This window comes from Paludibacterium flexuosum, assembly GCF_037076605.1.
In the GTDB taxonomy this organism is placed as follows: Bacteria; Pseudomonadota; Gammaproteobacteria; order Burkholderiales; family Chromobacteriaceae; genus Paludibacterium.
The window spans coordinates 957,454-982,234 of record NZ_AP029060.1 but is presented as its reverse complement, the minus strand read 5'-3'; the positions used below and the strand labels follow the sequence as shown (position 1 = coordinate 982,234).

General features: G+C 61.6%; 24 protein-coding genes and 1 tRNA gene. 9 read left to right on the top strand and 16 right to left on the bottom strand.

Going from position 1 to position 24,781, the window contains the following annotated elements; all coding sequences use genetic code 11:
- Positions 1–3: 3 nt before the first annotated feature.
- Positions 4–1,194 carry a bifunctional phosphopantothenoylcysteine decarboxylase/phosphopantothenate--cysteine ligase CoaBC gene (coaBC, locus tag AACH39_RS04755; protein ID WP_338621022.1) on the bottom strand — a complete coding sequence of 397 codons (1,191 nt, stop codon included), beginning with the start codon at positions 1,192–1,194 and terminating at the stop codon, positions 4–6.
- Between the two features lie 138 nt (positions 1,195–1,332).
- Here coaBC and radC point away from each other — a divergent pair, with 138 nt between their 5' ends.
- Complete coding sequence (gene radC, locus AACH39_RS04750; protein WP_215782189.1) at positions 1,333–2,007, top strand: DNA repair protein RadC; 675 nt, start codon at positions 1,333–1,335, stop codon at positions 2,005–2,007.
- A gap of 99 nt (positions 2,008–2,106) precedes the next feature.
- A complete protein-coding gene (locus AACH39_RS04745) occupies positions 2,107–2,358 on the top strand; it encodes a hypothetical protein (protein ID WP_215782190.1) in 252 nt (83 codons plus the stop codon).
- Positions 2,359–2,420: 62 nt separating this feature from the next.
- Here the strand turns inward: AACH39_RS04745 and rbsD are convergent, their stop codons facing one another.
- From rbsD to AACH39_RS04715, 6 genes are read right to left on the bottom strand one after another with little or no spacing between them, the layout of a single operon-like run.
- Entirely contained in the window at positions 2,421–2,816 is a 396-nt protein-coding gene (rbsD, locus tag AACH39_RS04740) for a D-ribose pyranase (RefSeq protein ID WP_215782191.1), read from the bottom strand.
- Between the two features lie 14 nt (positions 2,817–2,830).
- On the bottom strand, positions 2,831–3,772 hold the full coding sequence (rbsK, locus tag AACH39_RS04735; protein WP_338621021.1) for a ribokinase: 942 nt from the start codon (positions 3,770–3,772) through the stop codon (positions 2,831–2,833).
- 1 nt (position 3,773) lies between these two features.
- Entirely contained in the window at positions 3,774–4,784 is a 1,011-nt protein-coding gene (locus AACH39_RS04730) for a LacI family DNA-binding transcriptional regulator (RefSeq protein ID WP_215782193.1), read from the bottom strand.
- 2 nt (positions 4,785–4,786) lie between these two features.
- Positions 4,787–5,764 carry an ABC transporter permease gene (locus tag AACH39_RS04725; RefSeq protein WP_215782194.1) on the bottom strand — a complete coding sequence of 326 codons (978 nt, stop codon included), beginning with the start codon at positions 5,762–5,764 and terminating at the stop codon, positions 4,787–4,789.
- A gap of 2 nt (positions 5,765–5,766) precedes the next feature.
- Positions 5,767–7,296: a sugar ABC transporter ATP-binding protein gene (locus AACH39_RS04720; protein ID WP_338621020.1), complete on the bottom strand. Its 1,530-nt coding sequence runs from the start codon at positions 7,294–7,296 to the stop codon at positions 5,767–5,769.
- A 56-nt stretch (positions 7,297–7,352) separates the two neighbouring features.
- On the bottom strand, positions 7,353–8,294 hold the full coding sequence (locus AACH39_RS04715) for a sugar ABC transporter substrate-binding protein (RefSeq protein WP_215782196.1): 942 nt from the start codon (positions 8,292–8,294) through the stop codon (positions 7,353–7,355).
- Between the two features lie 330 nt (positions 8,295–8,624).
- On the opposite strand from AACH39_RS04715, the gene AACH39_RS04710 reads away from it, so the two are divergent.
- Both AACH39_RS04710 and AACH39_RS04705 read left to right on the top strand, forming a co-directional pair.
- Positions 8,625–9,560, top strand: coding sequence for a substrate-binding domain-containing protein (locus AACH39_RS04710; RefSeq protein WP_215782197.1), 936 nt, complete (start codon positions 8,625–8,627; stop codon positions 9,558–9,560).
- A gap of 95 nt (positions 9,561–9,655) precedes the next feature.
- Positions 9,656–10,030, top strand: coding sequence for an oxidoreductase (locus tag AACH39_RS04705; protein ID WP_215782198.1), 375 nt, complete (start codon positions 9,656–9,658; stop codon positions 10,028–10,030).
- A gap of 76 nt (positions 10,031–10,106) precedes the next feature.
- Here the strand turns inward: AACH39_RS04705 and AACH39_RS04700 are convergent, their stop codons facing one another.
- Positions 10,107–10,904, bottom strand: a complete 798-nt coding sequence (locus AACH39_RS04700) for a class II glutamine amidotransferase (RefSeq protein WP_215782199.1) — start codon at positions 10,902–10,904, stop codon at positions 10,107–10,109.
- Between the two features lie 42 nt (positions 10,905–10,946).
- Positions 10,947–11,879 (bottom strand): LysR family transcriptional regulator, encoded by a 933-nt coding sequence (locus tag AACH39_RS04695; protein ID WP_215782200.1) that lies wholly within the window; start codon positions 11,877–11,879, stop codon positions 10,947–10,949.
- 99 nt (positions 11,880–11,978) lie between these two features.
- On the opposite strand from AACH39_RS04695, the gene AACH39_RS04690 reads away from it, so the two are divergent.
- From AACH39_RS04690 to hslO, 3 genes are all read left to right on the top strand, one after another.
- A complete protein-coding gene (locus AACH39_RS04690) occupies positions 11,979–13,457 on the top strand; it encodes an MFS transporter (RefSeq protein WP_338621019.1) in 1,479 nt (492 codons plus the stop codon).
- A gap of 88 nt (positions 13,458–13,545) precedes the next feature.
- Positions 13,546–14,142, top strand: coding sequence for an MFS transporter (locus AACH39_RS04685; protein WP_215782202.1), 597 nt, complete (start codon positions 13,546–13,548; stop codon positions 14,140–14,142).
- Positions 14,129–15,007, top strand: a complete 879-nt coding sequence (hslO, locus tag AACH39_RS04680) for an Hsp33 family molecular chaperone HslO (RefSeq protein WP_215782203.1) — start codon at positions 14,129–14,131, stop codon at positions 15,005–15,007. The genes AACH39_RS04685 and hslO overlap by 14 nt, the downstream gene beginning before the upstream one ends.
- On the opposite strand, the gene AACH39_RS04675 is transcribed toward hslO, so the two are convergent.
- A complete protein-coding gene (locus tag AACH39_RS04675) occupies positions 15,001–16,086 on the bottom strand; it encodes a patatin-like phospholipase family protein (protein ID WP_338621018.1) in 1,086 nt (361 codons plus the stop codon). The two genes, hslO and AACH39_RS04675, sit on opposite strands and share 7 nt — an antisense overlap.
- Positions 16,087–16,171: 85 nt before the next feature.
- Here AACH39_RS04675 and AACH39_RS04670 point away from each other — a divergent pair, with 85 nt between their 5' ends.
- Together AACH39_RS04670 and ribA are read left to right on the top strand one after the other, a co-directional pair.
- The gene (locus AACH39_RS04670) at positions 16,172–16,879 is read left to right on the top strand and encodes a hypothetical protein (protein ID WP_215782205.1); all 708 of its coding nucleotides are present in this window, start codon (positions 16,172–16,174) and stop codon (positions 16,877–16,879) included.
- 82 nt (positions 16,880–16,961) lie between these two features.
- Complete coding sequence (ribA, locus tag AACH39_RS04665) at positions 16,962–17,567, top strand: GTP cyclohydrolase II (protein ID WP_215782206.1); 606 nt, start codon at positions 16,962–16,964, stop codon at positions 17,565–17,567.
- 149 nt (positions 17,568–17,716) lie between these two features.
- Here the strand turns inward: ribA and AACH39_RS04660 are convergent.
- From AACH39_RS04660 to AACH39_RS04635, 6 genes are all read right to left on the bottom strand, one after another.
- Positions 17,717–17,792: transfer RNA gene (locus AACH39_RS04660), tRNA-Ala, on the bottom strand.
- Positions 17,793–18,047: 255 nt separating this feature from the next.
- Positions 18,048–18,752 (bottom strand): glycine zipper 2TM domain-containing protein, encoded by a 705-nt coding sequence (locus AACH39_RS04655; protein ID WP_338621017.1) that lies wholly within the window; start codon positions 18,750–18,752, stop codon positions 18,048–18,050.
- Positions 18,753–18,887: 135 nt separating this feature from the next.
- Positions 18,888–19,262, bottom strand: a complete 375-nt coding sequence (locus AACH39_RS04650; protein WP_338621016.1) for a VOC family protein — start codon at positions 19,260–19,262, stop codon at positions 18,888–18,890.
- Positions 19,263–19,350: 88 nt separating this feature from the next.
- Positions 19,351–20,043: a YafY family protein gene (locus tag AACH39_RS04645; protein WP_215782209.1), complete on the bottom strand. Its 693-nt coding sequence runs from the start codon at positions 20,041–20,043 to the stop codon at positions 19,351–19,353.
- Between the two features lie 81 nt (positions 20,044–20,124).
- The gene (gene fliD / locus AACH39_RS04640; protein WP_215782210.1) at positions 20,125–21,498 is read right to left on the bottom strand and encodes a flagellar filament capping protein FliD; all 1,374 of its coding nucleotides are present in this window, start codon (positions 21,496–21,498) and stop codon (positions 20,125–20,127) included.
- A gap of 222 nt (positions 21,499–21,720) precedes the next feature.
- Positions 21,721–24,774, bottom strand: a complete 3,054-nt coding sequence (locus tag AACH39_RS04635; RefSeq protein ID WP_215782211.1) for an efflux RND transporter permease subunit — start codon at positions 24,772–24,774, stop codon at positions 21,721–21,723.
- Between the last annotated feature and the right edge of the window lie 7 nt (positions 24,775–24,781).

Here is a 24,781-nt window from a genome sequence, read left to right as displayed (position 1 = left end):
GCGCTATAGGGGTTGAGGGGCGGCCAGCAGGGTGGCCAGATGGTCGACGATGGCTTCGGCCACCGCCTGTTTGTTCATGGCCGGCAAGGCGTGACTGCCCTGATCGTCCAGAATCACGACCTGATTGTCGTCTGCGCCCATGGCAGTCTGCGCCAGATTGGCCACCAGCATCGGCAGGCGCTTGCTGCGCCGCTTCTGTTCGGCAAAGGTCAGCAGCTCGCGGCTTTCCGCGGCAAAGCCGACGCAGAAGGGGGCCGCAGGCAGGGCGGCCACACTGCGCAGGATGTCCGGGTTTTCCGCCAGCCGGATTTCCAGCGGCGCCTCGCCCTTCTTGTGCTTGTGCTCGGCGCGGTTGCTGACATGATAGTCGGCGACGGCGGCGACGCTGATGAAAATGTCGCTCTGACCGACGTGGGTCAGCACGGCCTGCTGCATGTCCCGGGCGCTGGCGACATCGATGCGCGGGACGGCAATCGGCGCGGCCAGGGCGGTGGGGCCGGAGATCAGCGTGACCTCGGCGCCGGCATCGCGGCAGGCGCGTGCCAGGGCATAGCCCATCTTGCCGGAGCTGATGTTGGTAATGCCGCGCACCGGGTCGATGGCTTCATAGGTCGGGCCGGCGGTCAGCAAAACACGCCTGCCGGCCAGCGACTTGGGCCGGAAGAAGCCATGCACCAGTTCCGCGATGGCTTCGGGCTCCATCATGCGTCCCTCGCCAACCTCGCCACAGGCCTGTTCGCCGCTGTCCGGACCAAACACGGTGACGCCGTCGGCGCGCAGGGTGGCCAGATTGCGCTGGTTGGCGGGGTTTTCCCACATCTGCCGGTTCATGGCCGGTGCCACGGCCAGCGGGCAGGTGCGCGCGGCGATCAGCGTGGACAGCAGGTCGTCGCACGCGCCATGGGCAATCTTGTACAGGGTGTTGGCCGTGGCCGGCGCGATCAGAAACAGGTCGGCGCGGCGCGACAGATCGATATGCGCCATGCCGTTGGTCGGACGGTCGTCCCACTGGCTGGTGTAGACCGGGTTGCCGGACAGTGCCTGGAAGGTCAGTGGCGCGATGAAGCGGGTGGCGTTCTCGGTCATGACGACTTCGACATGATGGCCGGCCTTGATCAGCAGACGGGTCAGTTCGGCGGCCTTGTAGGCGGCGATGCCGCCGGTCACGCCGAGAAGAATGCGTTTTGAGGACATGAGCTCGGTTACTTTGCCTGATGACATCCCGGCAGTGTAACGGATTTTGCCGAGGCTCGCGCGCTCGAACCGGGCTGACGGGTGTCTCTGGCGTTGCGGTGGTAAAAAGGGGCATTTCAACCTGACCGGAGGAACAAGATGGCGATCTCTCATTGGCCCGTGCTCGAGCGTCCGCGGGAAAAACTGTTGGCCAGAGGGCCTGCTGCGCTGAGTGATGCGGAATTGCTGGCTATTTTCCTGCGCAGCGGTGCGCGTGGCCGCAGCGCGGTGGATCTGGGTCGCGAGCTGCTCAACCGCTTCGGCTCCCTGTCCGGTCTGCTGTTTGCCCGGGTGAGCGAGGTGACGGCGCTGGGCGGCCTCGGCCCGGTCAAGGCCGCGGGGCTGCTGGCAGTGCGCGAGCTGGCGCAGCGGGCCTTGCGTGAGGAAATGGCGCAAGACGATGTGCTCGACACGCCGCAGCGGGTATCCGATTATCTGCGCCTGCGTCTTGGGGCGAGCGACATTGAAATTTTTATGGTTATTTTCCTCTCCGTGCGCAATCATGTAATAACGGCTCAGGAGTTGTTTCGTGGCTCGCTGACCGAAACCCGGGTCTATCCGCGCGAGGTGGTTCGTCTGGCCCTGCAACACAATGCCGCCGGGCTGATTCTGGCCCACAATCATCCGATGGGCGATCCGGAGCCGTCATTGCCGGATTATCTGGTGACCGACACGCTCAAGAAACTGCTGCGCGAGGTCGATATCAAGTTGCTCGACCATGTGGTGGTGACAAGGCAAAAGACGTTTTCCATGGCAGAGAGAGGGTATCTGTAAACAAGGCGTGCAGATGGGGTGCGTGTGAAGACAGGGCGCATCCACGACTGGTTGGACACTGTCGAGTTCGATTCTTTCATGCATCACAAGGAGCTCATCATGAACATCCTGCGCTTGCTCAACGAGTCGGAATATATTCAGGTCAATAACCAGTTCATTAAACCGGAGCGTCAGCCGGTGTCCGAAGAGTTTGCCGATGATGACGATGTGGCCCTGGAGGCCCGGGTGGATGGCCATGACCTGGTGCTGACGGTGGCCGAGCTGGAAGAGGCGACCCCGCTGGCCGATGGTGGTTTCTGGCTGGAGGGCTTGGGGTATTTGCGCTTTCTGTCGCGTGACAGCCTGCACTGACCCCGAATGGCATTGATTCTGTTGCACGCCAAGGCGCGGGAAACCCCCGCGCCTTGTTCATGTCAGAACGCCACGCCGGCGCGCAGAATGATATTGGCGTACGGAGTGCATTCGCCGGTGCGTACCATGGCGACGGCCCGGGCGGTGAGTTGCTTGAAATCCTCGTGGCTGAGCGTCTCGACCGGCGTCGGGCTGATCCGGCCCTGGATCGAGGCATGCATGGCCGGACTGACCTTGGCCAGTTCTTGCGCCACGATGGTCGATTCGACCTGCATTTCGCTCAGCACGGCATCCAGTACCGCAAGGAAATCCGGCACCCCCTGGCTGACCGCCAGATCGATGCGTTGAGGGCCGGGGGGGATGGGCAGGCCGGCATCACCGATCACCAGCAAGTCACCATGCCCCATGCGGGCGATCACTTCAGACAGTGCACTGTTCAACAGGAATGTTTTTTTCATGAGATTCGGAAGGCTTACACACCGGAAGCCGCTGTGTCTTGGCCTGAGAGTTCGTGACGGAAAGGGATGGAGGGCTGGGCGCCGGGGCGGCTGACGGTGATGGCCGCCGCCTGCATGCCCAGCTGTACGGCGCTGTCGATCGACATGCCTTCTTGCAGCCCGGCGACAACGCCGCCGATGAAGGTGTCGCCGGCAGCGGTCGTGTCCACGACCCTGGTCGGGCAGGCAGGGTAGTGACGAGTCCCGGCGGCGTCGACGATCAGGGCGCCATCGGCACCCAGGGTCAGCAGTACCGTGGCGGCGCCGGCCTGGCGCAATTCTTCTGCCGCGGCGATGGCCTGCGGGCGGTCATTGACCGGCAGACCGGCAATCAGGGCCGCCTCGGTTTCGTTGACCACCAGATAATCGACCGACAGCAGTTCCGGTGTCAGCGGCATGGCCGGCGCCGGGTTGAACAGAATCGGTACACCGGCCTGGCGGGCCACTTCAAAGGCGCTTTGCATGCATTCGGTCGGCACTTCGAGCTGGCAGACCAGCAGGGCGGCACCGGCAATCTCGCCGGCGGCATTCTGCACGTCTGCCGCGCTCAGGCTGCCGTTGGCGCCCGGCGCCAGCATGATGCGGTTTTGGCCGTTATCTTCGACCACAATCATGGCAATGCCACTCGGACCATTGGCCGTGCGGACGTGATCATGGTTGACCCCGGCGGCGCCCAGGGTTTCGCGCAGCTGGATGGCAAAGACATCGTCGCCCAGTTTGCCGATCATTTTGACCGTCGCGCCCAGGCGGGCACAGGCCACGGCCTGGTTGGCGCCCTTGCCGCCCGGGTGCAGTGCAAAGTCATGGCCCAGCAGGGTTTCGCCGGCCTGTGGGCTGCGTGGTACACGCAGCACCAGATCCATGTTCAGGCTGCCAACGACAGCCACATGGCGTGGAGAAAGCGGGGAATGGCTCATTTCAGTGTTTATCCTTGGCGCGGGGTGGTGCCGATGAGGCGCGCAGGCAAAGTGTCGGCTGCAGAGCGATCTTGCAGGGCTCCGTGCGGTCATGGTGCAGCCGTTCGAACAGCAGTTCGGTGGCGACCTCGCCGATGCGTTGCTTGGGCTGAGCCACCGTCGTCAGCGGGGGGCAGGTAAAAGCCGCCAGCTCGATGTCATCGAAGCCGACCACCGACAGATCATGCGGGACCACCAGGCCGGTTTCATGTGCGGCACACAGGGCACCAATGGCCATGAGGTCGTTGCAGGCAAAAATGGCCTGCGGCCGGTAGGGAGACTGCAACAGGCGTCGGGTGGCATCATAGCCGCCGTGGCTGGTGAAGTCGGCAAAGACCAGCGGCCCGGGCTCGAGACCGGCCTCGGCCAGCGCCTCGCGCCAGCCGGCGGTGCGCAGCTTGCTCGGCGCCAGATGCTCCGGACCGGCGATGCAGGCGATTTCCCGGTGTCCCAGTTCAATCAGATGCCGGGTGGCCAGGTAGGCCCCCATGCGATGGTCGCTGGTGACGGTGTCGCAGTCGAGCGAGGCCCACTGGCGATCAACCAGTACCAGCGGGACCTTCAGCCGGGAGAGCAGTTCCGGCAGGTCCGGCGAGTCGCCGGAAGACATGACAATCAGACCGTCGACCCGTTTTTCCATCAATACCCGCAGATACACGCTCTGCTTGACCGGGTCGTCGTCCGAGTTGCACAACACCACGTTGTAATCCGCCTTGTAGCAACGATCCTCAATGCTGTGGATCAGCTCGGCGAAATACGGGTTGCTGTTGTTGGGCAGCATGATGCCCAGCGTCCGCGTGACATTGTGCTTCAGGCTGCGTGCCACCGCGCTGGGCACATAAGACAGTGCCTGCATGGCGTCTTCGATGCGCCGTCTGACTTCATCGCTGACGTGACGCGTGCCGTTGAGCACATGCGATACGCTGCTGATGGAGACGCCGGCCCGCTCGGCAACCTGTTTCATTGTGGCCATGATTAACCTGCCTGGCGCCCCTGCTTGCGCCGATCGCGATATTTATCCAGCATCACCGCTGCGATGATGACCAGGCCGGTGATGATCCGTTTGGTGGGGTCCGAAGCCCCGATCTGCGCCATGCCTGCCTCGAGGACGGCGATGATCAGTACCCCGAAGAAGGTGCTGATGACCGATCCGCGGCCGCCCATCAGGCTGGTGCCGCCGATGACCACCGCCGCAATCACCTGCAGCTCCATGCCAATCCCGGTGTTGGGGTCGGCAGCTTCCAGGCGTGAAGTCTGCATCAGACCGGCCACGCTGGCCAGCAAACCCATCAGCGCAAACACGGCCACCTTGATGGGGCGCGGGTCGACGCCGGCCAGGCGCATGGCTTCTTCGTTGGTACCAATGCCAATCATATATCGTCCGAACACGCTGCGTGTCAGAACTGTCTGGCCGATCACGATGACCGCCAGGGCGATCAGGAAGGCTGGCGAGATCCCGCCGATCAGGTTGGAACTGAGCCAGTCGACATCACTGCCGATGTACTGGGTGCGCGAATCGGTCACCACATAGGCTGCGCCCCGGGCGACTTCCAGCATGCCGAGCGACACGATGAACGATGGCAATTGCCACTGTACCGAAACCAGTCCGTTGAGCGAGCCGCAGGCGGCGCCGCACAGCAGGCCGAGCAGCAGGGCAGGGGTCAGGCTCCAGCCCCAGCGCAGCATCGCCAGCGAGCACAGCGCACTGGACAGTGCCATCACCGAGCCGACCGACAGGTCGATACCGGCGATGATCAGCACATAGGTCATGCCGACGGCCATGACCGTCAGGGCGGGAATGTCATTGGCGATGGTGATGAAGGTATTGGCGCTGAGGAAGTATTCGCTCATTGCGCCGAAAAACAGCACCATGGCCAACAGGGCGATCGCCAGTCCGAGGTAGGTGCCGGCAACGCCGCTAAACCAGCGGCGGGTAGGGTTTTGCGTTGTCATGATTATCCTTGTCGTCCATCCTGGCTCAATGTGCTGTAGCCGCTGAAAGCCGCTTCCAGCAAAGTCTGCTGATCCCATTCGTCCCGGGCAAAGCTGCCTGCCCATTGCCCGGCGCTCATCACGCCGATACGGTCACAGATTTCCATCAATTCGCGCAGATCGCTGGAGACCACCAGCAGGGCCTTGCCCTCATCGGCCATCTTGCGCATCTGGGCATAAATGTCGGCACGGGCGCCGATATCCACGCCGCGGGTCGGCTCATCCAGCAGCAAGACCGGGCAGTCGCGCAAGATCCAGCGCGCAAACACCACCTTCTGCTGATTGCCGCCGGACAATTCGCCGGTTGCCTGCGCGTCCGAATGACAGCGGATGCCCAGCAACTTGACGAAATCGCGCGCCGAGCGCTGCTCGTCGCTCAGGTTCAGCCAGCCGCGCCGGGCAAAATGTCCAAGTCGGGCCAGCGAGGTATTGAGGGTGATTGATTTGTCCAGCAACAGCCCCTGCGACTTGCGGTCTTCCGGAATCAGACCGATCCCGTGGCGGACCGCGCTGACCGGCGAATCAATCTTGATGGGCTGTTCGGCGCCATGCAAAAAGATATCCCCCTTGTCCTTGCGGTCGGCACCGAAGATCAGGCGCAACAATTCGGTACGGCCGGAGCCGACCAGGCCGGCGATACCGTAGATCTGCCCCGGATACACGTCCAGACTGACGTCGCGCACGCGCTGACCGCGGGTCAGACCGCGCACGCTCAGCGCCGGCTTCACGGTCTTGACCGGCGCCCGCACCTCACTGGCGGCAACCTGATGGCCGACCATCAGGCTGACAATGGCTTCCTGATTGAGCGCAGACATCGGCTGGGTCGCGACATGACGTCCGTCGCGCAGGACGGTGACCCGGTCGGCAATCTGCTCGACCTCATCCAGACGATGCGAAATATAGATGATGCTGACGCCTTCGGACTTCAGACGTGCAATTTGCTGGAACAGGTGGTCGATCTCGTGACGGGTCAGCATGGCGCTGGGCTCGTCCAGGATCAGCAGTCTGCAGGGGCCCAGCAGACTGCGGGCGATCTCCACCATCTGCTGGTGGCCGATGCCCAGTTCGCCCACCAGCTGACGCGGATCGATACGCGTCAGGCCGATCGACTGCATATGGGCGGCCGCCTGCTCATACAGCGAGTGCTGGCGGATGAAACCGGCACGCTGCGGCAGTTGGCCAAGAAACAGGTTTTCCGCCACGGACAGTGTCGGGACCAGGCTGAGCTCCTGCATCACCATGCGGATGCCGAGTGCTTCTGCCTCGGTGCGAGACTGCGGCTGATAGGGCTTGTCACCCAGCAGCATTGTGCCGGCGGAGGCCGGAATCAATCCGGCAATAATCTTGCTGAGCGTACTCTTGCCTGCACCGTTCTCACCGGTCAGCGCCAGGGTTTCACCCGGGTAGAGCGCCAGATCGACATCGGCCAGCACAGGTGTGGCATAGGTCTTGCCGATGCCTTGCAGGCGCAGGATCGGGGCTGGTTCTGTCATGCGACATCTCCGATAAACCGCCGGCCGCAATGCGGCCGGCGTCGGGGGGAGGGTGATTAACGGGTGATCAGCGAAACCTTGGTTTCAAACACGGCCGGCAGGGCGCTTTGCGGCGTCTTGGCCTTGAGCGCCTTCAGCGCGGTTTCGATACCGAATACAGCTTGCTGAGCGGCATACTGGTCGGCGGTCGCCAGAACACGGCCATCGGCCAGCATCGGCTTGATGGCAGCAATATTGTCATAGCCAACGACCTTTACCTTGCCGGCCTTGCCTGCAGTCTTGACCGCAGCAACGGCACCCAGGGCCATATTGTCGTTACCACACAGCAGGGCCTTCAGGTCCGGATGTTCGCGCAGCATGGCCGAAGCGACGGTATTCCCCTTGTCGATTTCCCAGTCACCGGACTGAACACCGACCACATTGACACCCTTGGCCTTCATGGCGTCCTGGAAGCCGGCGGTACGTTGCTGGGCGTTGGTCGTGGTGGACACGCCTTCCAGAATGCCGACCTTGTCACCGCTCTTCAGTTGCTTGGCCAGGTAGTCACCGACCAGACGGGCACCCTTGCGGTTGTCCGGGCCGACGAACGGCACGTTGAGGCCCTTGCTCTTCAGCGTGGCCGGATCGAGACGGTTATCGATGTTCACCACCAGAATGCCGGCATCGACTGCCTTCTTGACGACCGGCACCAGCGCCTTGGAGTCAGCCGGTGCCAGGACGATGGCGTTGGCGTGCTCGACGATCATTTGTTCAACGATACGGATCTGGTTGGCGGTGTCGGTTTCATCCTTGATGCCGTTGGTCAGCAGGTCATACTGGGCGGCATGCTGCTTGTGATGGTCTTTGGCGCCGTCTTCCATGGTGCGGAAGAACTCATTGGCCAGTGATTTCATCACCAGCGCAACCTTCGGTTTTTCAGCGGCAGAAGCGTATTGCATCGGAATGGCGGCCATGACCAGCGCCAGGGTCAGGGATTTGAAAATACGACTGGTTTTCATCGTTGTTCTTCTCCATCGTTAACGAGGTTGGTTGCGCGGTGCGGCATCTAGAAAACGATTGCGCAATCGTTTGCGGCTATTTTTTTGCCCGAGTGGCAGGCGTGTCAAACATTTGTTGCAAAAAAATTACCTTCAAATGAAGCAAGTTGCTTGATGATGCTCCTGCATTAAGCGTAAAAGGCTGTCTGGCAGGGTATTTTCTTCACGTCGATGTAGTGCGCCAATTTCACGACACTCGAAAATGATCATAGGATATTTCGCCTAAAATCCATTCATTTGTTATGGACTATAAGTGTATAAATACCTACCAACATGGGGCGGAGAGGTGAGATGCGATTCTGTGCGGGATGGCTGCGTTTCGGTGTGGTGCTGACTCTGATCGGGCTGACGTCCTGCTCCGGAGGGGGCAGTGGCCAGGAAGCCAGTGCGCCGGCCCACAGCAGTACGGACATGCCGGTCATCGGCCTGGCGATCTCCAATGTCTCCAATCCATTTTTCAAGGCCCTGAAGCAGGGAGCCGAGCAAGCGGCGCGCGAAAGCGGGTTTCGTCTGATCGTGCTCGATGCACATGATGATACCGCCAGGCAGCAGGCCGATATCCAGTCGCTGATTGCCAGGAAAGTTCGGGTTCTGCTGCTCAATCCCACTGATTCTCAGCAAGTGGCTGCCAGTGTCGCCGCAGCCAACCGCGCCGGCATTCCGGTGGTCACGCTGGATCGTTCGGTCAGCGCCGGCAATGTCGTGGCGCATATCTCTTCCGACAATATGGCCGGTGGCCGGATGGCCGGGGAGTACATCAAGGATCGTCTGCGTGGCAAGGGGCGCGTTGTCGAGCTGCTTGGCCTGGCGGGGGCCTCGGCTTCCATTGAGCGTGACCAGGGCTTTAACCTGGTCTTGCATGAAGCCAAGGGCTTGCATCTGCTGGCGCGGGTGAGTGCAGATTTCGATCGGCAGAAAGCCGAGCAGCAGATGAAGGCCATCATTGAGCAGTACGGCAAGATTGATGCCGTGTTTGCCCTGAACGACGAAATGGCGCTCGGTGCACTGAAAGCCTTGCAGGCAGCCGGGCAGGACCGGGTGCTGGTGGTGGGGTTTGATGCCACTTCCGACGCGCTGGCGGCCATTCGTGCCGGCAAAATGGCGGCCACCATTGCCCAGCGACCGGACATGATAGGTCGGCAGGGCGTGCTGACGGCCAGGCAGTTGCTGGAGAAGGCACCGATCGAAAGCTACATCCCGATTCCGCTCGAATTGGTCAAGATTTGATATGTCAATCAGTTGATCTGGCTCAAATCCTGGCAAAGACCCTTCTTGTTACAGTGTTTTTGTCATAATTAATACACTGTAAAAGGAATAAGCCGATGGCATCATTCAAAATCGGTATTATCGGTGCCGGCGAAACCGGTACCCCATTGCTCAAGCAACTGTTGAATGCGCCGTTTGTTGAAGTGGTCGGCGTGGCCGATCTGAATACCGACACGCCCGGCATGAAGCTGGCCAAGGAGCGTGGCGTGCTGGTGACCCACAACGGGCTGGATATTGCCGAACTGGGCGGCGGTGTCGACATCATCATCGACATGACCGGTTCGCCCAAGGTGCGTGAAGATCTGCGTCGCTACATGCAGTTTTCCGGCAACCACCACACTGTGATCGTGCACGAAAGGGTGGCGCTGCTGATGCTGTCCCTGTGTACCGGCAGTCTGGTCGAACCGGTGCACGGCGAGCAGTCTTACTGAGAAGATTGTAATAGGTCGACAGGCAGCCGCCTGTCGTCAACGAGGATTCCGGGAAGCCCAGGCTTCCCGGTTTTTTTTATGTCTTGCAGTCGCCCGGGCCGCAGTGGGTCTGCAGCACCGGCGTGCCATCGCGGAACAGCATCAGCTGTCCGCTGGCGAACGCCGTCCAGCTTTCGTTGTCGGTCAGCGGCTGTGTGGCTATCACCGCCACACGGTCGTGCGGCGTGGTGACCTGGGCAAAATCGATGGTCAAGTCGTCGTCAACCAGATGGGCCTTGTTGAACGGCGATTGCCGCACGATGTAATGCAGATGGGTCGAGCAGTGGGCGACCAGAAACTCGCCGCAGGACAACATGAAATTGAATACCCCGTGCGTGGCCATCTCGCGGCTCAGTTCGGCCAGCGCCGAGAACAGCGCCTGCTCGTCCGGCATCTCGTCCCAGCGCTGGCGCAGGGCTTCCAGAATGGCGCAGAAAGCACGCTCGGAATCCGTACTGCCCACCGGCCGGTAGTACTGACCGGGCTCGGGGCGGAAGGATTTGAGATCCCCGTTGTGGGCGAAAATCCAGTAGCGGCCCCATAGCTCGCGCATGAAGGGGTGCGAGTTGGACAGCTTGACCTCGCCTTGCGTTGCCTTGCGGATGTGCGCAATCACATTGGTGGACTTGAGCGGGTAGTCGCGCACCAGTTTGGCCAGCGGCGAATCGACCGAGGGCCGGTCATCCAGAAACAGACGGCAACCACGTTCTTCGAAAAAGGCAATCCCCCAGCCATCGGCATGATGGTCGGTCAGGCCGCCACGGCGGTGGAAGCCTTCGAAGGAAAAAACGATGTCGGTCGGAACATTGCAGTTCATGCCCAATAACTGGCACATGGCGAGAATCCTGTAAAAATGTGCCGGACACCGGCATGAGAATCAGTTTGATTGTTCCATGGAATTTACTGATTGTGCCAGACCCTCTTGATCCCAGGGCGCCATGGCCTCGCTGAGCAGCTCCAGAAAGGCACGGACGCGTGCCGGCTTCAGGCGCCGGCCGGGCAGCAGCGCATAGACCCGGGTCGGTGCCACGCGGTACGCCGGCAGCAGGGGGACGATGTCTCCGTTTTGCAAGGCTGCCTGGCAAAAATGCGTGGACAGCAGGCTCATGCCCAGACCGGCGATGGTGCCATGCAGGCGCATGCCGACGTTGGGCGCGCGCAGCCGTCCCGCAGGACGCAAAACATGTTGAGTGCCATCCGGTGCACTGAGCGGCCATTCCGGATCCTCCGGGCTGATGATGGCCGGCCAGCCGGCCAGATCGTCAGGCGTTTGCGGCATGCCCATGCGTGCAATCAGTGCCGGTGCGGCATACAGACCGCGGGCCACACTATAGATACGGCGCGCCACCTGACCGGAGTCGGGCAGGCCGCTGCCCTGCAAGCGGAACACGATATCGTAATGCTGGTCGCGCGGATCGGGGCTGGCCGAGGTCAGATCGACTTCCGCTTCCAGTGTGGGGTGTGCCAGCAACAGCTCGGTCAGCACGTCCCCCAGACGGAAAATCCCCAATTCATAAGGTGCCGCAATGCGCAGGGTGCCGCGCGGACGATCATCATGCTCGGCGGCCTGTTGCAACAGGTCTTCCAGCCGATCGGTCAGCGGTGCCCCCTGGGCCACCAGCCGGGTACCGGTTTCCGTCAGTCGCAGTCTTCGGGTGCTGCGCTCCAACAGGCGTGTGCCCAGCATGTGTTCAAGGCGCGCCACCGCGCGGCTGACATTGGCTTTGGGCAGATTCAGCGCCTCGGCGGCCTGGGTGAAACTCAGGCGTTCGGCCACGGCGAAAAAGACCCTGAGGTCGTCGAGGTGCATGGATTGTTCCAATAATGAAATACTGAAAGCCAGTTTGACGGATTATTGTATCAATAATGATCTGTAAGATGGTGTTTTGTCTTGTATTGATGAATCGCCATGTCTTCTTTTGCGCGTTGGCGTCGCGAAGTGCTGGGCTGGATGGCCGGACTGATCGCCGGGGTCGACTACTTTGCCAATGGTACCGTGAGCTTTTCCAGCGCCCAGATTCGCGCCGGTATTGGCGTCACGCCGGACCAATTCCTCTGGGTGCTGACCGGTTATGCCGCTGCCGGCGCCCTGATGATTCTTTGCCTGGAACGGCTGTTGCGTCTGTATCACATCCGCACGCTGCTGCTGGCCGGTCTGACGCTGTTTGTGCTCGGGGCTGTGATGGCCGCCAGCAGCCAGACGCTGCCGCAGCTGATTGTTGCCCGGGTGGTGCAGGGACTCGGGGGTGGCCCGCTGATGACCTGCGCCCGGGTGATGTTGCAGCTGACGATCCCCGCCGAGCGTCGGCCAGGCCAGCTGCGCGGCTTCATCTACGGTATTTTTCTGGCGGCGGCGCCGGGACCCTGGCTGGCGGCCACCCTGATGCAGGCCGGTGACTGGCATGCCTTGTTCTGGCTGCAGGCCGTGCTGGGGGCTGTCGTGGCGCTGCTGGCCTGGCGCATGTTGCCGGGCGGGGTGCATGTGACCCGCCCGGTAGGACGGCTGGATGGCTGGGCGGTGCTGGCTCTGTGTCTGGGCGTGTTGCTGTCGCTGCATGCCCTGGAGGATCTGGCTTATCAGCGTGCCGATGCCGGCTGGTGGTTGCGCATCCTGCTGGCCGGGGCGCTGCTGCTCGTTTTGTTTTGGCGCATGTGGCAACACCCGGACCCCTGGCTGCAGCTGTCGACGCTGGCCAGCCGCCGCTTCGTGCTCGGTCTGCTGTTCTATGTTGCCTACTATCTGATCAACGGTGCCGTCTCCATCACGGTGCCCCAGTATCTGGCGCAGGGGCAGGGCATTAATCTCACCACCACCGGTGCGCTGATCAGTCTGGGCGGACTGGGGACGCTGCTGTGTCTGCCCGGTTATTTCCGCCTGTCCCCCTTTCTGCCCTCGCGCCGGCTGTTGATGGCGGCCGGCTGTGTGCTGCTGGCATGGATCCTGTGGGGGCTGGCCAGCGGGGCGGCACCCGATGTGTCATGGACCCGGCTGTGGCCATGGCTGCTGCTCAAGGGGCTGTTCCCGGTGTTGGTGGTGGTGCAGCTGGCGGGGCTGACTTTCCGCGAGTTTCGGCATCTGGACTTTGTGCATGCCTATGCCCTCAAAAACCTGTTGCGCCTGCTGGCCATGGCAGCTGGCTCCGGTCTGGCGGATGTCTGCTGGCAGAACGTCACGGCACGGGCGCGCACCGCCCTGGCCGCAGGCTACGACAGCCAGCTGGCAACCCAGCTCGGCCTGGTACCTGGCAATCCCGAGGGCTGGTCGCAACTGAGCCGGATGGTCGAGCAACAGGCCGCGCTGCTGGCCGCCTCGCAGACTTTTGCCATGGTGGCCTGTGCCTGCCTGCTGACCGCTGTGCTGCTTTTGCTGCAGAAGACCTTTGTCTGAACATGGGCTGGATATCGGTCTACCATATGAGTTGAGAATAGATAAACTGCCCCCATTTGCTTTTTTTGAATCAGACGGATGTCCGGCCATGACGACCATCGTGGTGGTTAAAAAAGACAATCAGATCGCCATTGCGGCGGACAGTCAGACAACTTTTGGCGATGACCACAAGTTGCTGGCTGCCTATGATTGTTATCACAACAAGATTTTCCAGCGTGGCGACAGCTATTTCGCCATTTCCGGCTCGGCAGCCCATGACCTGGTGTTGCAGTCCGCTCTGGACGGCCTGAAGAAAAAAGACTTTACCAGCCGTGCCGGGCTGTTCGACACCTTCCGCAAACTGCATCCCAAGTTGAAGGACCAGTTCTTCCTGCGCCCGGAAGAGGATGAGGAAGATCCCTACGAATCGAGCCAGATGATGGTGCTGGTTGCCAATGCGCACGGCATCTTCGGCGTTTATCCGATGCGTGAGGTCTATGAGTTTGCCCGCTTCTGGGCCATTGGCTCTGGTCGCAAGTTCGCCATGGGCGCCATGCAGGTGGCCTATGAACAAAACCTCGATGCCCGAGCCATCGCCGAGATCGGCGTGCGCGCAGGCTGCGAGTTCGATGTCAATTCGTCCATGCCGATGACGGTGTACACGCTGGACAGTATCAAGGATCAAAAAAAGCATGAGTCAGACTGATTGCCTGCAACGTTTTCTGTTTGATGGCGCGCCGGTGCGCGGCGCCGTGGTGTCGCTGGAAGATACCTGGCAGCAGGTGTTGTCGCGTCACAGCTACCCGCCGGCCGTACGCAAGGTGCTGGGTGAAATGATGGCTGCCGCTGCCCTGCTGGGTGCCAACCTGAAGTTCGACGGCACGCTGGTGTTGCAGATGCACGGCACCGGTGCCCTGCGCCTGGCCGTGGTCGAGTGCACCCATGAACGGACCCTGCGCGCGACCGCCAAGTGGGACGGCGAGCCGGATCAACTGCCGCTGCCGGCGTTGCTGGGGCAGGGCGGACGCTTTGTCATGACCCTGGAGCCGCGTACCGACAAGTCGCAGACCTGGCAGGGGATCGTGGCGCTGGAGGGCGACAGCGTCGGCGCCATGCTGGAAAACTACATGCTGCGCTCCGAACAGCTGGATACCCGTCTGATCCTGGCCGCCGATGCCGGGCGCGCCTCCGGCATGCTGCTGCAACGCCTGCCGGACGGCCATGGTGATGCCGATGGCTGGCCTCGTGCCCGTTCGCTGGCGGATACGCTGAAGAGTGAGGAGTTGCTGACCCTGCCGCCACTCGACATCCTGTACCGCCTTTATCACGAGGAAACCGTGCGGGTATTCGATGAGGAGCGCCTGTCTTTTGCCTGCACCTGCAGCCGTGAGCGGGTCGCCGACATGCTCAAGATGGTGGGCGGCCAGGAAGCCGCCTCCATTCTGCAGGAGCAGGGCAGTGTCGAAATCGGCTGTGACTTCTGCAATCAGCGCTATGTCTTCGACGAAGAAGAAGTCAACCAGCTGTTCCAGATGGATGTGATGGCCGCAGCGCGCGAAGCGCGTCACTGATCCGGAAACAGCGGCCGGGCGATGTCGGCGATGCGACCACTGTCGCACAGCGCCAGGAAGGCATCGCCCAGTTGCCGGCTCTGTGCGGCCGCCGTGCGCCATTGTTGCTGGCGCAGGGCATCCTGGCCGGCAAATCGTTTGAAATCACGGCGATCCGGCAACTTGCCGCCAGGCAGGCTGGCCAGATAGCGTGCCGAAGGGGCGATGAGGATGGTGTGCTGGTGGTGCGCGCTGTGCGCCTGGCGCCAGGGCAGAAACTTGTCGAACCAGCCCGGCACAATGCGGTCGGTAAAGTGCGGGTAGAGCGTTAATCCGCGGCTGCCGTCAAACGGCAGATCCAGGTGGTAGTCAATCAGGCCCCCGTCACGCAGCAGTCTTCCCGGCAAATCATCCAGACGAACCCCTTCTATGACCCCGGGAATGGCCGCACTGGCCAGCAACAGTGGCAGCAGGTTGCCGCGATCCAGTGCCCGCAGGCGGGTCGGGATGCCGTCTGCGGGCAGAAACGACAGCGAGCTGCGAACATCGTGGCAAACCATCCGGGTAAAGGCATAGCGCAGCAGCGGACGCGACAGCAGATTGAGTCCGGCGCTGAAGGCCAGACCGGCCAGCAGCGGCGTGCGCCCGCTGCGGTTGAGCAGGCCGTGAGATTGTGCCACCAGGATGCTGAGCCGGTGCTGCGGGTGGTTCAGGATTTGCTCGATGCCCTCGGCGTCAAACAGGGCGTGCAACATCTCGGCCGACTGGCGGGTAATGGTGTGCACCGTGGGGTCGGGATAGGTGGTGTCGATATAGCGTTCGCTCAGATGCGCGAGCTGGCTGACGGGGTCTGCCTGCAGGGCGCAGGCCAGACGCCAGCTGCCGATCGAGGCGCCGATGAACTCCCGCGGGCGGGGCGCCGCATTCAGCCAGGGAAAGACCGCCTGGTCGAGACCCAGCAGGCCGATGGCCTTGGGGCCGCCCGCAGCGCCGGGCACCACGGCGACGTCGGCTGCCTTCAGCCCGTGCGCTTGCAGGTGTTGCCGTGCCAGCTTGCCGGCACGAATGCTCAGTACATCCTCATCATTTAGTATTGTCATTTCTGAATCAGACCCAATATCAGATCATCAAGTGTAAAAGATTTTTGCCGTCGGGAGCGTCCCGACGTTTCAAGGAGTGTTGCCCATGATCGCTGCCCACACCCTGCGGGATTACCTCAGGGAGCAATCGCTCGATCTGGATCTGACCCAGGTGCAAGTTGCGGCGATCACGCTGGCGGCTGTGCTGGCCGTGCCGAAGGCACCGGTCGATCGAGATCTGTTCCGTTTCCCCGTTCCGCCGCTGGGAGAGAATGGCGCATGTTCCCTGGTGGATGAACTGGCCGATGAGCCTTACGATCTTTCGCCGTGGTTTGGCGGCGAAACGGAAGCGGCGCGTGCAGCCCTGACCGATCTGTCTGCCCTGATCGATTCGACCAATCGCCAGGTGGGAGCCGACTGGCTGGGGATTTATGCCGTACGCGGCGAGGGCGAGGAGGCACGTCTGGTCAAGATGGCCTATCACGGCCGTCCGAGCCGGGCCGAATTTCCCCTGACGGAATCCTTTGCCGAAATCAGCAATAACAGCCGGGTCGGTCTCAGCGGCTGGGGGGCAGTGATTGATGATGTGGCCGAATGGTCGCAAATGGGCGGGGGCTATTATCAGTGCGATGCCGCTGTGCAAAGCGAGGTCTGCCTGCCGGTGCTGGACCATGAAGGCCGCGTGCTGGGCATTATTGATGCCGAGGCTAGTGAGCGGGCATTTTTTGATCCGGCTCGCCAGGTCTGGCTGGCCGCGCTGGCCATCGTGCTGGCCAAGCCGCTGGCCGAGTTGCCGTTTGTCGCCGATGAGTAAATGATCTGTTGCCCGGGCAGGGCTGTTTCCTGGCCGGGCAATGGCGTACGCTGTGCGCCAGAAAAGAAAAGCGGGAGTTTGCATGTCTCAAGAGGTCGGGGAGGTCACGGTGAGTCTGGTGGCGTCCTGTCAATTACCCACGCAATGGGGGGTGTTCACCTTGCATGGCTTTGCCGGCGATGGTGACAAGGAGCATGTCATGCTCACCATGGGGACGTTCGGCGATGACGAACCGGTATTGATTCGTCTGCATTCTGAGTGCCTGACGGGGGATGCCCTGTTTTCCCTCAAGTGTGATTGCGGTTTTCAACTGGAAGCGGCGCTGGCGGCGATCGCCGAGGCCGGGCGCGGTGCCTTGCTGTACCTGCGACAGGAAGGTCGCGGCATCGGTCTGATCAACAAGATCCGGGCTTACCGCCTGCAGGATCAGGGGGCGGACACGGTCGAAGCGAATGAGCAGCTGGGGTTCCCGGCGGACATGCGTGACTTCAGCCTGGTACGCGACATGCTGGCCGCGCTGGATATCCGGCGGGTACGGGTCATGACCAACAACCCGCAGAAGGTCGAAACCCTGGAGGCCCTGGGCGTGGATGTGGTGGAGCGCGTGCCGCTGCTGGTCGGGCAGAACCCGCACAATGATCGCTACATGAAAACCAAGGCCGACAAGATGGGGCATCTGCTGCCCTGAGCGTCCGGCAAAGCCGGCCGGCAGAACGGGGTCAGGTCTTGTCTTTTGCATTGCACGCAAAAGACAAGACCTGACCCCGTTTTGATGGATTTTTCGCCAGGACGCAGAAATGATAAAGGCCGACTCGAAGAGTCGGCCTTTGAATTTTGTGGTGGAGATAAGCGGGATCGAACCGCTGACCTCTTGCATGCCATGCAAGCGCTCTCCCAGCTGAGCTATACCCCCACATGAGGTCCGGTGGCGTTGGTCACTGCCATCCGAGAACCGAACTATACCTATACGAAATTTCCGAGTCAAGCCTCAGACCGGGAAAAATGGAAAAAAATACGCGCCATGTCTGTCGTCTCAGTGTTTCCGCATGGCGATGTCCTGATCCGGGATATTCGCAGAAAGAATTGGCCGGAGAGAGGGTTTCGAAGGAAATATTTCAATGTCATTAAGTGATGCCGCGCCCGGAGGCGAGCGCGGCGAGGGCGCTGATCAATTGGCCGAACCTGGCAGCAGCAGTTCGCCATTGCGGGCCGGAATGCGCTTGCCGGGCTTGTGCGCCATGCGCACCGTGCCGGTTTTGCCGTCCAGCGAGTAACGAACCTGATAGCCCACTACCTTCTGTGTCGTCACCGGCACTTCCATGCAGCGGTTTTCAGTATCGGTGTAGGTGTCACGCTTCTGCATCTGGTCTTGCGCCTGATTGCCGGCGTAGCCACCTGCCAGGGCGCCGGCCACGGTGGCCAGTTTCTTGCCATTGCCGCCGCCCACCTGATTGCCCAGCAGGCCGCCGACCACGCTGCCCAGCAAGGTCCCGGTCACCCGGTGCTGATCCTGAACGGGCGCCTGACGCTCGACCTGCACCTGATGACACTCGGTTTTGGTGCTTTGCACTTCTTCCGTGATCGGGGTGCTACCCAAGACTCTGGCGAAGCTGGCATGTTTCGGCGCAGCCGGTTTGGCTGCCGCCACCGGTGCGGTGGCGGCGGCAACCGGTTTGCTGGCGGTTACCGCGGCCGGCGCGGCGGCCTGGGTTGCGGCCGCGGCGCTGGCCTGCGCCACCACCGCGACGGGCTGCGATGCCGCGACCTGTGCCGGCGCCGACTTGTGGCTCAAGGCCTGGATACCGGCGACGCCAATGGCCCCCAGGGCCACACCCCCGCCCAGTACACTGGCGATCAATAGCGATTGCTTCATCGTCTTCTCCCTGATGGCTGAGGTTATATCAGCTCTGAAAATGAATCAGACCGGCTGAAACGGGACTGGTTTCATGATAATCGGGTAAGAAGGTAAGCAAGCGTGAAATTGTGTAAGCAAGTGTACGTTGCTGTCTTACTGTCCGTTTGAGGCAAACACCCTCAGGCGATGCCCATCCGGATCCTGTGCCACGAAAGTCCTGCCAAAGTCCATCTCGCACGGTGCCTGCAGCATCGGCACGGCCATGGTCAGCCATTGCGCATGGCAGGCATCGACGGCGTCGTTGCTCTCCAGGCAAAAGGTCAGCTCGCTCATGCCGGCATGACCGGTCGGCGCCGGCTCGGCCGTGTGACGTGACCACAGTCCAAGCTTGAGCGTGTCACTCAGCAGGAACAGGGCAAAGGTGGGGGATTGTTCGACCGGTTGCAGACCCAGAAGCGGTTGATAGAAAGCGGCGCTGCGCTCCGGGCTGTCGACAAACAGCAAAACGTAATGGCTGAGGGTTTTCATCGTGATCATCCTGTATCGGGGTGAGTCGGAGATCACAGCATGGCATCGGGTGCTGACAGTTTTTGTCAGTAGTGTTTTGTGAGAGGGCTCAAGGTTGCTGGCGCAGACCTTCCCGTTGCTTCCACGCTTTCAGCAGGGCCTGACGCGGACGAGGATAGCGTTCGCCGGTCTGGCTGAGGGACAGGATGCGATCGGTGCGGAAGTGGCGGAAGTCCTGCCGTGTTTCACACCAGGCCGCCAGCATGCGCACATGCTCGAAGTAACCCAGCGCAAAAGGCCAGATACGGCGTTGCGAGGTTTGGCCATTCAGATCCCGGTAGTGGATGGCCAGTACCTGACCGCGGCGGATGGCCTGGCGCACCAGTGCCAGATCGACGGGCTGTACCGGCAGCCGGTCGGTCGCGGGGACCAGCAGGCCATGGCCATCCAGATCGCGGCGCAGGTCCGCCGGCAGTACGGCGGCAATTTTGGCCAGCGCCCCCCGCGCCGCCTGACTCAGTCGTTCGTCTCCGCGCTGCGCCACCCATTGGCTGCCCAGCATCAGAGCTTCCAGCTCCTCTTCATCCAGCATGAGCGGCGGCAGCATGAATCCCGGGCGCAACACATAGCCCAGCCCGGCCTCTCCCTCGATATGGGCCCCTTGAGCCTGCAAGGTGGCGATGTCGCGATAGAGCGTGCGCAGGCTGATGCCAAGCTGCTGTGCCAGGGTGGCACCACTGACGGGATAGCGGTATTGGCGCAATTGTTGCAGCAGATCCAGCAGACGTGCGGCGCGCGACATGGCGAAGTCTCCGGAAGAGGAAAAAACAATGCTGCCATAATTTGGCAGCATATGTCAGGAGAGCCGGGCCGGATCGCCGGCTTAACTCGAGCTGGAACTCAGCATCTTGGTCAGCGAAGAGCTGGTCTGCTCCATCTCCATCAGCGCCGAATTCAGATTGGAATACAGGGTCAGATAGCCCGCCTGGACGGTACTGAGGCGGTTCTGCTCCTGGGCAATCTGATCTTTCTGCGTGGCCACCATTTGATTGAGCGAGGTGATGCGGGTGGTAATCAGCCCCTGCGGCCCCAGCATATTGTTGATGCTGTTGTTGAAGCGCTGGGCGAAGCCATCATTGTTGTCGTTGCCGAACAGATTGGCCACCGCCTTCGGGTCCTTGCTGATGGCGGTATTCAGGGCTGCGGTGTCCAGACTCAGCGAGCCGTCCTTCTGGATGCTGATGCCGATCTGTGCCAGGTAGGCGACCTGGGAGGTGCCATCAGCACCGGAGATCGGGGTTTGCAGGATGCTGTCAAAGCTCTGCTGCAACTGAACCAGGTTGAAGTCGCCCTGCAGGTCTCCCTGATACAGGCTGGTGCTGTCTGACTGCACCTTGTTATAGGCGGTGACGAAACTCTGGAGCTGCTTCTGGATCGCCGCCGAGTCGCGCGCCACCGTCAGGACGGTGGTACCGGTCTGGGTCAGGTTCATGCTGACGCCGAGCACCGCATTGGTGACGGTGTTGCTGCTGCTGGTCATGGTCAGTCCGTTGACGGTCAGGCTGGCATCCTGTGCCTGGGCGGTCAGGCGGCTGTCGGTGATCTTGCCGCTGCTGTCGACAGCCGATGAGGCATCGAAATTGAGAAAGGACAGGGCGCTCTGGCCGCCTGTGGTGCTGGTGCTGAAGCTCTGGCCGGCGCCCACCGTATTGCCGGTCAGGACCAGGCGATAGGGGGTGGTGGTGCTGTCGGCCTTGACCACACTGGCCGCCACGCCGATGCCGGCCGAGTTGATGCTGGCGGCGATCTGATCCAGCGTGGCATCGGCCGCAATGCTCACCGACTGGGTCGAGCCATCACCGAAGGTGAACTTCATGGTGTCTGCGGTATTGCCCAGGCTGGTGCTTTCGCTCGCCTGTCCGGTCAGGGCCAGGTTCTGTGATGACGCCAGCGTGTTGACCGTGATGTTGTAGTTGCCGGCGTTGGCGGTGTTGTCTGCCGTGGCCGACAGGATGCTGGTGTTGCTGCTGGTGGCCTGCAGGGTATTGATGAAGGCCCCGGAGGCCAGGCCGGTCAGACTCGATTGCAGACTGGTCAGATCCGAGCTCAGATTGCCGTAATCCGAGATCTGGCTGTTTTCGGTCTGCATGGTGCTGTTCATGCGGTTAAGCGGTTGCTGCGCCACAGTCATCAGTTGCGATACCAGACCCTGGACATCCAGCGGGCCGGTGGAGGAAGAAATCGATGATGTGGACATGGCGCACTCCCGGCAGGTTGATGACAGATTTATCGTCGTTGGGGCGCAGCGACTTGAGCGTATCTTAGGGACGAATCAGTCCGTCCATCTGATCAGTCTGTTAAAGATTGTTTTAACCGTGACTGTCTGTGACCAAAGGGTAAAGTTGCGCAAAGAAGCAGCATGAAACGTAAAAAACCCGATGCCGGAGCATCGGGTTTCAGGGGAGGACATCGGGTGACGTCAGGCGATATCGCCGCCGTCGTTGACCGAGACCGGCTCGACCTTGTGGTTCGAGGCCAGCAGCATATACATCGCCGGCACCACGAACAGGGTGAACAGCGTGCCGATCGACAGGCCGGTGAAAATCACCAGACCGATGGCGTGGCGGCCACCGGCACCGGCGCCGGACGCGATCACCAGCGGGAAGACACCGAACACCATGGCGGCCGTGGTCATCAGAATCGGACGCAACCGGGTGGCGGCGGCACGCTGGATGGCCTCCAGCTTGCCAACGCCCTTGGCGCGCTCTTCATTGGCCACTTCGACGATCAGAATGCCGTGCTTGCTGATCAGACCCATCAGCGTCACCAGACCGACCTCGGTATAAATGTTGAGCGAAGCGAAGCCGAGGAAGATGAAGATCATCGCCCCGAACAGCGCCAGCGGCACCGATACCAGAATGATCAGCGGATCGCGGAAGCTTTCGAACAGCGCCGCCAGGGTCAGGAACACGATGATCACCGCAAACAGCATGGTCACCACAAATCCCCCCGACTCCTGCATGAACTGCCGCGACGGGCCGGCATAGTCGACGCTGTAACCGGTCGGGGCAATCTCCTGCACGGTATCGCGCAGGAATTGCAGCGCATCACCCTGCGCCACACCCGGCACGCCGGAAATGGTGGCCGAGTTCTGCTGCTGGAAGCGGGTGATCGACTCCGGCTCGACGGTGTACTTCAGGTGCGCGATGGTGCTGACCGGAATGACGCCGTTCGGGCTGCGGATGTAGAAGTCCAGCAGTTGATCCGGATTCAGGCGATCTTTCTGCTGCACCTGCGGGATGACCTTGTACGAGCGGCCGTCAATGGCGAAGTAATTGACATAGCCGCCGCCCATCGCCGCACTGAGGGCCGTGCCCACGTCCTGCTGGGTCATGCCCAGGGCCGCGACCTTGTCACGATCCACTACCACCGTGGCCTGCGGCTTGTCGACCTTCAGGTCGACGTCGGCAAAGTAGAACTTGCCGGAGCTGCGAGCCTTGTCGAGCACCTGTTGCGCCACCTGATTCAGGTTCTGGAACGGTTCGGTGGTCTTGATGACAAACTGCAGCGGCAGGCCGGAAGAGCCTGGCAGCGGCGGGAACTGGAAGGCGGCCACGCGGGCACCGGCAATCTTGTTCCACTTCTGCTGCAGATCCAGCTGGATCTGATGCGCACTGCGCGTGCGGTCGCCCCAGTCTTTCACCAGGACACCACCGATACCGGCATTGACCGTCGGCGTGCCGGTAATCTGGAACATCTGCTTGTATTCCGGCATTGCCTTGCTGGCCTGGAACATCAGGTTGGCATAGGTCTGCATCTGGTTGGCGGTGGCATTCGGCGCCCCGACCACCTGACCCAGCACGATGCCCTGATCTTCTTCCGGCGCCAGTTCGGACTGCGACATCTTGGCCATGCCCAGCAACAGCAGCATCAGGATGCCGCCCAGCACGACCAGTACCGGCCAGCTCGACAGCAGGTTGGCCAGCAGGCGCTTGTAGCCATTGAGCAGGCGTTCAAAGGTGTGGTCGATCCACTGGACGAAGCGACCGCTATCCTGGTCATGGTTGAAGAAGCGCGAGCACATCATCGGCGACAGGGTCAGCGCCACCACCCCCGAAACCGTGACGGAAGCCGCCAGGGTAAAGGCAAACTCCGTGAACAGTGCCCCGGTCAGGCCGCCCTGGAAGCCGATCGGCACGTAAACGGCCACCAGCACCACGGTCATGGCCAGAATCGGGCTGCCCAGCTGGCGCGCAGCATCGATGGCGGCATCCAGCGGTGACATGCCTTCCCGCATGTGCCGGTCGACGCTCTCGACCACGATAATCGCGTCGTCGACCACCAGGCCGATGGCCAGCACCAGGGCCAGCAGGGTCAGCAGATTGATCGAGTAGCCCAGCATCAGCATCATGAAGAAGGTGCCGATCAGCGACAGCGGCATGGCAATGACCGGCACCAGTACCGCGCGCAGACTGCCGAGGAACAGGAAGATCACCACCGTCACGATGACCAGTGCCTCGACCAGCGTCTTCACTACCTCGTCGATCGAGGTGTTGATGAAGTCGGTCGAGTCGTAAACGATCTTGCCAGTCAGGCCAGAGGGCAGCTGTTTCTGCAGTTCCGGGAAGGCGGTGCGTACCCGCTTGGCGACATCCAGAATATTGGCTTCCGGTGCCACCTTGATGCCGATGAATACCGAACGCTCGCCACTGAACGCCACGTTGAAGTCGTAGTTTTCCGAGCCCAGCGTCACGTTGGCCACATCTTCCAGCCGCACGATGGCATCACCGTTCTGCTTGACGGCCAGGTGCTTGAACTCGTCCACCGTATGCAGGTCGGTCGCCGCCGTCAGCGGGATCGAGACCATCTGACCCTTGGTGTTGCCCACCGCCGCCAGCGAGTTGTTGCTGCCCAGCGCGGCATACACATCGGCAGCGGTCACGCCATGGGCGGCCATCTTGTCGGCGTCCAGCCAGGCACGCAGGGCAAACAGGCGCGCCCCGAGGATTTCTGCCGTCTGAATCCCCTCGATGGCATCCAGCTTCGGTTTGATCACCCGGTTCAGATAGTCGGTGACGTTGTTGGTCGGCAGCGTGCTGCTATAGAAGCCGAGGTACATGGCGTCGGTGGTCTGGCCGCTCTGTACCGTCAGCACCGGTTGCTGTGCCTGCGACGGCAGCTGGTTCTTGACCGAGTTGACCTGGTTGTTGATCTCGGTCAGCGCCCGGTTGCCGTCATAGTTCAGGCGCAGGGTCGCGGTAATGGTCGAGACCCCGCTGCTGCTGGTGGACGACAGATAGTCGATCCCCTGAGCCTGGGAGATGGCCGCTTCCAGTGGCTGGGTGATGAAGCCCGCCACCGTCTTGGCATCGGCACCGTAATAGGTGGTGGAGATGGTCACCACCGCGTTTTGTGTCCGCGGGTATTGCTCGACCGGCAGACTGAACAGCGAGCGCAGGCCCAGCACCACCAGCAACAGGCTGATGGTGGTGGCCAGCACCGGCCGCCGGATGAAAATATCGGTAAATTTCATGGCCTGT